The 11,017-nt window shown below is 61.9% G+C and carries 10 protein-coding genes; 4 read left to right on the top strand and 6 right to left on the bottom strand.

From position 1 onward, the window contains the following. The first annotated feature begins 4 nt into the window (after window positions 1-4). From ACP2WS_RS03680 to kdsB, 4 genes are all read left to right on the top strand, one after another. Entirely contained in the window at window positions 5-418 is a 414-nt protein-coding gene (locus ACP2WS_RS03680; RefSeq protein ID WP_374492812.1) for an ExbD/TolR family protein, read from the top strand. A 24-nt stretch (window positions 419-442) separates the two neighbouring features. Continuing rightward, window positions 443-1,516: a tetraacyldisaccharide 4'-kinase gene (lpxK, locus tag ACP2WS_RS03685; protein ID WP_426459549.1), complete on the top strand. Its 1,074-nt coding sequence runs from the start codon at window positions 443-445 to the stop codon at window positions 1,514-1,516. Between the two features lie 73 nt (window positions 1,517-1,589). Continuing rightward, window positions 1,590-1,805 carry a Trm112 family protein gene (locus ACP2WS_RS03690; protein WP_426459551.1) on the top strand — a complete coding sequence of 72 codons (216 nt, stop codon included), beginning with the start codon at window positions 1,590-1,592 and terminating at the stop codon, window positions 1,803-1,805. Continuing rightward, the gene (kdsB, locus tag ACP2WS_RS03695; protein ID WP_426459552.1) at window positions 1,802-2,644 is read left to right on the top strand and encodes a 3-deoxy-manno-octulosonate cytidylyltransferase; all 843 of its coding nucleotides are present in this window, start codon (window positions 1,802-1,804) and stop codon (window positions 2,642-2,644) included. The genes ACP2WS_RS03690 and kdsB overlap by 4 nt, the downstream gene beginning before the upstream one ends. A 97-nt stretch (window positions 2,645-2,741) precedes the next feature. Here kdsB and ACP2WS_RS03700 read toward each other — a convergent pair whose 3' ends face one another. The 6 genes from ACP2WS_RS03700 to pilV are packed head-to-tail and all read right to left on the bottom strand — an operon-like array spanning window position 2,742 to window position 10,690. Continuing rightward, complete coding sequence (locus ACP2WS_RS03700) at window positions 2,742-3,335, bottom strand: GspH/FimT family pseudopilin (protein WP_426459553.1); 594 nt, start codon at window positions 3,333-3,335, stop codon at window positions 2,742-2,744. Beyond that, window positions 3,332-3,814, bottom strand: coding sequence for a type IV pilin protein (locus tag ACP2WS_RS03705; protein ID WP_426459554.1), 483 nt, complete (start codon window positions 3,812-3,814; stop codon window positions 3,332-3,334). Before ACP2WS_RS03705 ends, ACP2WS_RS03700 begins: the two co-directional genes overlap by 4 nt. Beyond that, window positions 3,811-8,259 carry a pilus assembly protein gene (locus tag ACP2WS_RS03710; protein WP_426459555.1) on the bottom strand — a complete coding sequence of 1,483 codons (4,449 nt, stop codon included), beginning with the start codon at window positions 8,257-8,259 and terminating at the stop codon, window positions 3,811-3,813. The genes ACP2WS_RS03705 and ACP2WS_RS03710 overlap by 4 nt, the downstream gene beginning before the upstream one ends. 8 nt (window positions 8,260-8,267) lie before the next feature. Continuing rightward, window positions 8,268-8,948 carry a pilus assembly PilX family protein gene (locus tag ACP2WS_RS03715; protein ID WP_426459556.1) on the bottom strand — a complete coding sequence of 227 codons (681 nt, stop codon included), beginning with the start codon at window positions 8,946-8,948 and terminating at the stop codon, window positions 8,268-8,270. Continuing rightward, window positions 8,948-10,015 carry a PilW family protein gene (locus ACP2WS_RS03720; RefSeq protein WP_426459557.1) on the bottom strand — a complete coding sequence of 356 codons (1,068 nt, stop codon included), beginning with the start codon at window positions 10,013-10,015 and terminating at the stop codon, window positions 8,948-8,950. Before ACP2WS_RS03720 ends, ACP2WS_RS03715 begins: the two co-directional genes overlap by 1 nt. Window positions 10,016-10,027: 12 nt before the next feature. After that, on the bottom strand, window positions 10,028-10,690 hold the full coding sequence (gene pilV, locus ACP2WS_RS03725; RefSeq protein ID WP_426459558.1) for a type IV pilus modification protein PilV: 663 nt from the start codon (window positions 10,688-10,690) through the stop codon (window positions 10,028-10,030). Between the last annotated feature and the right edge of the window lie 327 nt (window positions 10,691-11,017).

The following is an 11,017-nucleotide window of genomic DNA, read 5'->3' on the forward strand; positions in this document are numbered from 1 at the left end:
TCCCATGAAATTCCGAACCCGTCCCCGCGAAGAGCCCGAGATCAATCTCATCCCGTTCATCGACGTGCTGCTGGTGATCCTGATCTTCCTGATGCTCACGACCACCTACAGCAAGTTCAACGAACTGCAGCTGCAGCTGCCGGTGGCCAGCGCAGATGCCACGCGCGAGCATCCCAAGGAAATCATCGTGTCGGTGGCGGCCGACGGCCAGTATGCCGTCAACCAGAGCGTCCTGGATGACCGCTCTCCTGCCGCCCTGACGCAGGCGCTGCAGCAGCTGCAGGCGTCGCCCGACAGCACGCTCATCATCAGCGCGGATGCCCACTCCACCCATCAGGCAGTCATCACCGTGATGGAAGTGGCCCGCAGCCTCGGGCTGACACGCGTCACCTTTGCCACCCAGAAGGCGGCGCAGTAGCCGCGCCCCACGGGATCCATGGCCATGAGCCTGCCGTTTCTCCCGTGGTGGCACCGTGTCCTTCCTGCACTCTGGCAGGGACATGGTGCCATGGTGCGTCTGCTCACCCCCCTGTCTCGTCTGTATGGAATGGCCGAGCGCAGGGCGCGTGCCCATGCACTGGCACATCCCGAGACTCCGCGCCTCCCCGTTCCCGTGCTGGTCATCGGCAATGTGGTTGCAGGAGGAGCAGGCAAGACCCCCACCACGATCGCGGTGGCACAGTACTTTCACTCCCTGGGGGTGCCCGTGGGCATCGTCTCGCGCGGCTATGGCCGCAGCCCCAAGGCTCCCGAGATGGTGGTGGTTCATGCAGACAGCGACGCCATGACGGCAGGCGATGAGCCGGTGCTGATCCATCTGCGCACCGGCGCTCCCGTGGTGGTCTGTGCCAACCGGACCCAGGCAGGGCATACCCTGCTCAGGCTCCACCCCCAGGTGCGGCTCATCCTGTGTGACGACGGGCTGCAGCACCACGCACTGCAGCGCGACGGGGAAATCTGCGTGATGGACGAGCGCGGCATCGGCAATGGGCTCCTGCTGCCGGCAGGTCCCCTGCGCGAGCCCTGGCCCCGTCGTGTGGACATGATGCTGTACACCGCTCCCCCGACCACGCCCGTGCCGGTCGTACCGGGACAGGCCGTCTACCACTCCAGACGCACGCTCCATGCCCAGGCCATGCGGGCCAATGGCACCACCTGCCCACTGGCGCACTGGCGCGACAGCGGGCAACCCGTGATCGCCGTCGCGGGCATTGCCCAGCCTGAGCGCTTCTTTTCCATGCTGGAACAGCAGGGGCTCTCGATGGCCCAGCGCCACGCATTGCCGGATCACGTCGGCCAGGATGCCCTGGCCTCCCTGGCACGGCAATGGATGTCCACTTCCCTGCCGGTGCTCTGCACCGAAAAGGATGCCGTCAAGCTCTGGGATGTCGATCCGTCAGCCTGGGCCGTCCCCCTGGTGCTGGAGCCTGAAAAGGCCTTTTTCGCAGCCCTCAATGCCTGGTGGCTCTCCCATGCGGCCCATCCGGGACGCGCCGCTGCGCCCAGCGTGCCGTAGACTGGTCAAAGAGGCCTCCCCGAGGCATCGGTACAATGGTTGGATTCGTCATTCACACATTGGATCACCTGCCATGGATCCCCAATTGCTCGCGCTGCTGGTCTGCCCCGTCACCAAGGGGCCGCTGCGTTATCGCCCCGAATCGCAGGAGCTGCTTTCCCTGAGTGCCCGGCTGGCTTACCCGGTGCGGGACGGCATTCCCGTCATGCTGGAAGCCGAGGCCCGTCCTCTTGCTGCCGAAGAGGTGGAAGCAGCCCGCGCCGCAGAGACATCGACACCGGCCACATGAACACCTCCTCCAGCGGCACGGTCACTCCGGTGACCGGCTATACCATTCTCATTCCCGCACGCATGGCCAGCAGCCGGTTGCCGGGCAAGCCGCTGTCCGACATTGCCGGCAAACCCATGGTGGTGCGGGTAGCCGAGCGCGTATCGGTCGATGCCGGAAATGGCATGCCCATCCCGCGTGTCGTTGTGGCCGGGGATGACCCGCAAATCATTGCAGCGTGCCATGAGCACGGCATCGAAGCCGTACTGACCGCCGTCACCCATGCCAGCGGCAGCGACCGTCTGGCTGAGGCCTGCTCGCTGCTTGGCCTGCCGGATGACGGCATCGTGGTGAACGTGCAGGGAGACGAACCGCTCATGGACCCTGCCCTCCCGGCTGCCGTAGCGAGTCTGCTGATGCGCCATGCCGATGCCAGCATGTCCACTGCGGCACATGCCCTGACTTCATGGCAGGAGTTCACCAGCCCCAACATCGTGAAAGTGGTCTGCGATGCGCAGGGCATGGCCCTGTATTTCAGCCGCGCTCCGATTCCCTGGTGGCGCGATGCCTATGGGACATCTACCCCCACCGGGGAGGCCCCTCAGCTCTCCTCGTCTCCTGCCCCGCTGCGGCACATCGGCATCTACGGCTACCGGGTGAACTTTCTGAAGTCCTTTGCCCATCTGCCTCCAGCTCCGCTCGAAACCTGCGAGGCGCTGGAGCAGCTGCGGGCACTGTGGCATGGGCATCGCATTGCGGTGCATGTCAGCCATGATGCACCGGGCATCGGAGTCGATACGCCCGAGGATCTGGAAGCCGTCCGCCGCATCTGGCATGGCATGCCGCCTTCATGGGCCTGACCCCTTCACGCTTCACACGGTCTGGTCTGTCCGGCTCCCTGCCTGGTTGCAGGGAGTCGATCATCACTGGATAGGTAGTGCAGCCGCAGGAGGTGGCTCAGTTCGTATTGCCGGAAGCCAGACAGGACGTGTCGGTGGACGAGCTCGGCCGGCACACCCGAATGCGGCCCGTAGGCGCCAGAATGACGCGACGCGTGCCAGATGGGGAATCGACCAGTGCACTGTTGTCGTTGCGGTTGATGCTCATGGTCATGGCACCGAACGCCCCGGTCGACGCACGTGGAAACCCGGATCCGTCGAACATGACATAGGGTGCCGTGCCCGTGGCCGTGCTGTTGGCGGTGACCGACAGGTATGTGGGCAAGGCTCCCGTCTGCTGGATCAGAATATCCGTGCCTGCGGTGTAGGTCTGGTCGTTGTTGGTGTCCACATAGACCCTCCAGCCGTTGGCCCAGCTGCTGCCATCCGTCGGCGCCACAATGGCACGGAGGTTGCGTTTCATGGCCTCTCCCCGTCCGGCCTGCATGCTGGCCACCAGCTCATTGGCTGCCGAAATGAGCGCCGAGGTGCGCCGAAAATCGACGAAGTTGGGAATGGCGATCAGCATCAGCACCACCGCGATGGTGAGTGTCGTCATCAGCTCGATCAGGGTGAAACCTCGGGAGGTGCGGGGGAAATGCGTCTTCATCATGGCCAGCACAGTGCGGTATTGGACGAAGCGGCCGTCCCCGAGCAGGTCTTGCCCCCATTGGTGTCGGCCGACAGGGTTCCGGCTTCCGTATCGGTGAAGTTGTTGGGCGTCGCGGTGATGCGCACGCAGTCCCGGGCCGTGAACGAGCCGCCACAGGAGCCTGCCGACAGGTAATACCAGGGATGGGTATCAGAATCCCCGGAATAGGTCTTGAAGGGCACGGTGGTGGCCGTGCCGGAGGTATCGGTGATGGTGCCGCTCGCGTTGTTGAAGAACAGGTAGGTGTTGTTCTGGGTCATGTAGCGCTCCTGCTGCTGCAGGAGCTGCAGAATGGCCGTTCTGGCCTCCGCCCGGCGCCCCTTGAGCACCGAATTCATGTAGGACGGGTAGGCAATGGCTGCCAGAATGCCGACGATGGCGACCACCACCATCAGCTCGACCAGGGTGAAGCCACGTTCACCTCTTGCACGGGTCATCATGAAGCATCCTTCAGATCGACATAGTTGAATATCTGCCGCCAGCTCAGGCGCCCGGCCAGGATGGTCTGGGTGACTGGCGTCCCTACACTCTGCCCCGAGGAACCGAAGTTGATGGGCCACTTCTTGAGTGTCTTGGTGCGCCTGCCGGTGCTGTCGGTCGAGGTATAGGAAGAATCTCCGGCATCGAGCAGCAGGGAACCGCCATACAGCCCCACGTTCGACAGCGCATAGGTGCCATTTCCGGTATAGAGCGAAATGTCGTAGGTGTTGCCACTCCCCCCCGAGGTGGTGCAGACGGAGGTGGCTGCCGTGGTATCGGGAATCAGGGAGCCGAAGATCAGATGGTTGACCAAGGCCGTCACCGTCCCCACCTGCCGCTCTCCGGTGGAAGGGAAGTCGAAATACCAGCCCGAGCGATAGACGCTGTCGCTGTCGCTGGTGGAGCGTTTCCACGTAAATGTGGGAGTTGTAATGGTATGGGCCGTCGTATCCACCGTACCCTGCTTCAGACGGCTGCGTCCATTGATGGCGCTGGAAATCGGATTGCTCGACCCTCCATCCGACCTGCCCGTGCCATCGTCATAGAGCACGTAGAAGGAATTCTGTGCCGTGGTGGCGCGATCGCTGGTTTCCAGATACTTGCCGGTCCCGAAGGCAATCAGGTAGGTGCCCGACGTCTGGCCGCGCAGCATGACCGGCGGTGCCGTGATGGGCTGGACATTGCCGGAGGCATCCTTGGCAATGAACATGGGATAGGCCACCGTGCTGCCGCTCACGGTCTGGGTGAAGACCGAGAGCTGGTTCATGTTCCAGTTGGCGCTGCCCTGTCCGTCGAAATTGAGCAGCCAGACACGCCCCTGCAGATCGCCCACCACCATGCGACCCACAGCTTCCTGGGCATTGAGGGCCACGCTGAAATTGGTGGCTCCGGTGGCTTGCGTCGCAGCCAGCGTACTGTCGATGGGAAGGGAAACCTTGAAATAGTTGGTCCCCAGCTGCCAGGCCGTGCCTGAGGGCTTGGACAGGTCGAGCAGGAAGATCGCCGGCTGCCCCGTGGTGCTGAAATGCCCATCGGCATCCGTCACATAGTTGTTGACACCGCTCGCCACCACGGCGTACCACTTGTAGGTGGCCGGGGTGGTTGAGCGAGCGCTGGTGCGGAACTTGAGGATGCGGGGTGTCCCGATGACCTGTCCCATGTCGGGATCGTCCGCAGAGGTGAACTCCCAGAGCGCATTGGTCGCCGTGAAGCTGCCGGGATCGGACACATCCAGGGCATAGACGCCCTTGCCTCCTGCACCTGTGCCGCCCACCAGTACGGTCTTCCAGCTTGCGGAGGTGTCGGTAGTGCCCAGCTGGGCATCTGCCACGGCTGGCGTGGCGTCGACATAGCCCTGATGGTTGTCGTTATAGGTCGTGTTGGTCAGCAGGGACAGCTTGCTGGTGAGCCAGCCTGGAATGTAGCCGAACACTTCCGCACCCGTGCTGGCATTGAAGGCGTGCAGCATGCCATCGTTGGCCCCCACGAACACCACCGGCGTGCGTGCCGCATGGTCGGTGACAAAGGCCTTGTAACCCGCAGTGGTGTAGCCCGAGGCAGGCTTGCCACTGTAGATGACACCCGAATTCACGATATCGCCGAGCAGCTTGCCGCTGCGGTTGCGAAACAGGACACCATCGTTGGTCTGGTCTCCCCGCAGGTAATTGAGGCGGAGCTGGCCGTTGCCATCCGAAGAGGAACCGGGGCCCGGCTTGTTCAGGGCAGCCTGCTGGGTACTGGTAAGGCTGTCCCATGTGAAATTGTTGGCCCCTGCCGTCCAGGAATTGCTGCCGATCACGATGTTGCGCGAAGAAGCAGGGGTCGCGAGGTTGCCGAGCTGCTGGCTGGCGCTCCAGGTGCTGCTGCCGGCTACCGTGGGGGTGCCGGAGCTGTCGAGCGTCACGGCAAAGGACTGCAGGTCCCCGGACCAGCTGGAAGTATCGAAGGACGCCTGATAGATCAGAGTGCCTGCAGAAGAACTGATGACGCTCGACTGTGACGACACCCCTGCGATGCTGTAGGCCGAAGCACTGGCGCGGTAGAAGATATCGTCGAACGCGGCCAGAACCTGCCGCGGATTGCTTTGCAGATAATAGGTGGCCGCCTCTCCTGCTGTGGTGGATTTCTGCCAGACATTGTTGTTGGCGGTGCCGGAATTGTCCTTGAAGGGATTGCCCCAGGTGTTGTAGGGCGTGACGGTAGACGTCTGCGACGGCTGGGAATTGAATCCCCCGTACTTGGCAGCCATGAAATACTGGTTGGAGGTGCGTCGGGTGGTGTCGTCGGAAGATCCACTGTTCTCATTGACGTCGAAAAGGAAGGTCTTGACACGCAAGCCGGGGCGTTGCTTGCTGGCTTGATTGGTCCAGTTGGTGCCACGAATATCATGCGTGTGCGCCCAGTAGGTCAGACCCCAGAGTTCCTTGCGATAGTCTCCCACCGCCACCGTACCGAGCGCCGTGTTCGCGGTGTTGGGGTTGGACACAAAGCGGGTGGTTCCCTGCCCGTCCACATAGGAGCTGCTGGTGGTGTTGGCCTCGAAATCAGAGACTTTCTGTGCCCAGTATTGATAGTTTGGATAGTTGCTGGCGGAATTGAGAAAACCATTGGCGTTTGTCGCATTGCCATATCCCGGAAACCGCGTAAAGCCGCCATCCCAGGTATTGATGTCCCCAATCACCACCACGTTGCTCTTGAGGCAGGAGTAGTCCTGCGTGGCGCTGCGCCCTGCATACGGATCATCCCAGGCCGTGCTGCTGGCATTGTTGGGATCGCCGTAAATGGGAAATCCATCGTACATGGCAGTCGTAAGACCGTTCACTGCCGAAATGCCATTGGCGGGTGTGGTCGGCTGCTGCCGCCCCTGCAGATAGGCCAGAGTCTCATGATAGAGCTCGGCCACGGGGTCGTATTGCTTGTAGATGCCAGGATTGCTGGTGTTGGTTCGGCCGAACTGATTCAGATAATTGATGACGCCACTGATCCCCATGGCATCGCTTTCAGGATTCTTCACAAAGACGCCGGTCGTGGCATTCCACTCTGCCCGTGAATTGCCTGTGGTGGGAGTATTGTCTATCCCATACTGGTCGAAGGTGGACTGCCCCACATACTTCATGGGCGCACGCAGCACCCCCCCGAAGCGGGCAGTGGTCGGATTGTCAGCAGGGCTCACCTGATCCATAGCATACCCGAATGCGGCAAGTCGCAGGTTCTTGCTGTACTTCTGGATCACACCAGTCGGCTTGTATTTACCGGAGGGATAGCGGGTACAGAAAGTGTAATCACGGTTATCCAGAAGATTGCCGCTCGCATCCACGTCGCATACCTGAACGCGGGAATAAAAATATCCATCAGAAGAAAAATGAGGTAGAAGCGCCGACTCTCCTTGTGGGAGGGTATAACACGTCTTACTCTGCCCCGGAGCAGGATCACCTATATTCAGATAGTTGCATTCAAAACCTGATTTTGCCTGAAAGACAAACCATGATCCAGGTAAACCATACCATACTTCCTGCGTTCCACTCACTGCACACCATTTCGAACTTGAATCTTCTTGCGCACAAAAATTAGCATGAGCAGGAGGATTATTTGCCGCAGATGTCACATAGGCCGTACCCAATGAGCTCATGCATCCGCCACTATTTGAAGAAGAAAAATAGATTCTATTGAGCGTATTCGACACCCATATATCTCCCTGCCCGACATCAGATGCAAGATTCATCGGAATGGCACCCCAATATTTCCCAGTCCCGCCTCCATCACGGGTCAACTGTTTGGCTGGAAAATAATCGCTGGAGTTCCAGAAGCAGGAAGGATTCCCGTTGGGAAGCACCGCACGCTGCAGGATCGTGAGGCCATCCTGGTCAATGTAGCGATCGCCTCCCGAAAGCGCGAGGCGCAGCATGTCGATGGCAGAGTTGGAGGCCCAGTTCAGAAAGTTGCCGCTGAAGGCATTGGTGCACATGCGGCTGGTGGCAGCGCCTGTGCGCTGAAAGCGCTTGAAATCGGCCGCTGTCTGCCCGGTGGCAGGGGTTTCCGAAGGGCTATTCACATAGGTGTAGCAGGATTCGGCGTCGTAATACCCCAGATACTCGTTGGTGTTGCTGTAAGTGCTGTCAACAGTCTGGCCTTGTGGTTGCCGATACTGTGCCCCTACCGTAGGGAACTCCACCGACAGGGCCAATGCCATGGTGGGCTTGTCTCCGGTGGTGGTGCTGTAGAGCGGCGCACCTGTCAGGCCAATGGAGGGGATCGACGGCGGAGTGGTCTGACTGCGGACCCAGAACGCCATGCCGGCCATGAAGGCCAGCAGGGCTCCCAGCAGCACCCAGCGCAGCAGCGCTCCCTTGCAGAAAGAGGACTTGGGCTGCTCGACGGCGTGAGAGAAGGTAAGGTCGGATGGCATGGCGTATCTCAATTCCGATAGAGTTCCTGGGTCACGGCCTGAATGTCCTCGCGGGGGCCGAAACCTATGGCGGTGATGCGGTACACCACCTGGCGGCAGGCTGTGCTGGCATCGGTGCACATGCCCAGATCAGGGATGGCCTCCAGGACATAGCGCGGGGCCCGTGCGGGCTCCGATCCGTTGAACACGGTGCTGCTGTTGCCAGCGGCAAAGGTGCGACCGGTATAGGTGCCGAAGGCGACACTGTGTGCCGCGCTGCTGTCATCGAGAAAATCCACGGTAAGCCAGGCGGGCTTGCCCGACTGGGCCAGCTGGCAGAGTCCGACCTGATTGGCACCGTCGCTGGACGATCCGCAGCCGCTCACGAAAAGGCTGGTGTTGACCTGCTGCACGCCCAGAATGGCACTGCGGTTGCCTGTGATGGCGCCACTGCTGGCATCGGGACCATGAATGTCCATTTCGGCATCGAGCAGGGCCGCCTCGGAGGCCTGCCACGCGATCTGCATGTCGCGGTCGTTGCGGGCGCTGCGCTCTGCCATCAGCGTCAGCCGCGCAGCGGCAGCCCCCAGGATGGACACGATGACGAGGAGCAGCAGCACCACGATGAGGGCCACCCCGCGCTGGGACGTACCGCCTCTGCGGGGAGCGGCATGGGTGCGCCGAGGCATGGAAGCGAAGATGCGTGACATCAGCGACCTCCCTGATCGTTGCGGAGATGGATGGTGAAGGTCACCACCTGGCGCAGCCTGCCGTCGGCTGGGGCACTGAACTGGCTGTTGATGTTGCCCGAATCGACGAAAGCGGAACCGGTGGCAGCGGCGGCCCCCGATTTGGCGGCTCCGAAGGGATACAGCGTCTGGGTCTGGGGCATCTCGACAGCCCCCGCATCGGAACGGAGGATCATGCCGATCCGGATGCTGCGCACCCTGCGCCAGTTGGCGGCCGTGAGAGTTCCATCGGGATCGGCAGGAACCACCATCTGGTCTGCGGTCAGGTACCGCTTGGGCACACTGTCCAGAGGTGCTGAGGCCGCTGTGGCGGGAGCCGTATTGGGTGTGACACCGCTGTCCACGCCGTAGAGCACCTTGAACAGCTCCACACCCCGAATCAAGGGATAATTTTTATAAGGAGCCAGGCCGTTGGGAGAACGCGCGCAGTACAGCGTGGGTTCGCCCGTGGCATCTGCATTGACGCTGAACGCGCTGACGTAGTTGTCTTTCGCACTGCTCGGGGCAGTGGCCGGTGCATAGCCGAAGCAATCGATCATGGACTGATCCGTGTCAGGGGAGCCCGTGGTCGGCAGGGACGATGCCGGCTGAAACCGCATGATGAGCACATCGCTGCCGTAGCCGACACTGGTGCTCGTCAGGCTGGTGGAGGTGGTGAGATCCGTCATGCTCGGGAATGCATTGCTGAAGCCGGTGATGGGCGGTGGATAGTTGGTGGTGATCGACGCGTCGTTGGGATCGGTCACGGTGGCGAAGGCCACGTCCTTGAAGCCGGACTGCACCCCGATGCGGTCGAGTGCCAGCACGGCAAAGCGTGCGTTGTCGCGCAGCTGCGAGGCGGCATCGGTGGCGGTGAAGCCGTTGCGTGCCACAAGCAGTGCCGCCACGGCTGCCAGCACCACGAGGAGGCCGATGACCATGGACACCATGAGCTCGATGAGCGTGAACCCGCGCGTGCGACGCCCTGCACGGGTCAGCGCCACCGCAGGGGCACGATGGCAATAAGGGAAGACGAAGGTCTGTTGCATAAGCTGTTCCCTTCAGTCCGCATGCCCGGCCGTGACCGGAAAGATCAGCCAGGGCCTGCTGGTGGTGGCCGTGGCGGAGAGCAGCCGGCTGGTGCCGGTCTGGGTGGAATCGGTGGACAGACGCGACCAGCCGATCTTGATGTAGTTGACCGGATTGGAGGTGCCGCTGTTGGTGCATGTCCATTGCGGCTTGCCGGAGCTGTCATACGGCGCATCGTCACGGCAGATGACCACGCGCGCGCCCGGCAGCGCGGCATCGACGCGGGCCAGCCATTCGGTGAGCTCGGCACGGGCAATCTCGGTGTTGTCCGCGCAGTTGTGATTGGCCACGGCCAGACAGTAGGACGTGGTGGACGGCGCCAGAGGGCTGCTGCTGTAGTCGCCCAGATAGGGATTGGCAGTGCCGGACTGCACTGCCACAGCCTTGTTGCCGCGCATCATCTCGGCCATCTCGCGGGCCAGGTCTGCCGCCGTGGACTGCAGGCGTGCATCCCGGTTGCTCTGCAGCGAGGCGAACTGCATGCCCACCATGCCCAGAAGGCCGATGCTGAGCACCAGAATCGCGATCAGCACCTCGATGAGGCTGAATCCGCGTTCCTGTCGCCGCGATCCGTGGCGCTGCAGCCTCCGGACGCACCGCAGGCCATGGCAATCGATTGAAACGGTTGTATCCATACCTTGCATGGTAGGGACCATGATGACGAATCATGAACCGTCTGTCGGCGCTGAACTACCGCCTGTCGGAAAGAAGACCGAATGCGCAGAAATGCACGGTGCAGACGCAAAAGGCTGGATGGGGATGGCTCGCGGGATGCAGCCGCAGCGCCGTGAGGCCGCACTCCGAAGTGCTACGCTCCGGTGCCTCACAGGTCACAGAAGGGATGTGAGGTGCTGCCCCGTGCGACGCAGAAAGGCCCGGACCGGACCCACGCGACGGGACCTGCTTGCGTACTGCCGGAAAATCTCGAACCATCCAGTGGGTTCATGGATGGCAAAGTGCTC

This window comes from Brachymonas moutaii (nom. illeg.), from assembly GCF_049977365.1.
Taxonomy (GTDB): Bacteria; Pseudomonadota; Gammaproteobacteria; order Burkholderiales; family Burkholderiaceae_C; genus Brachymonas.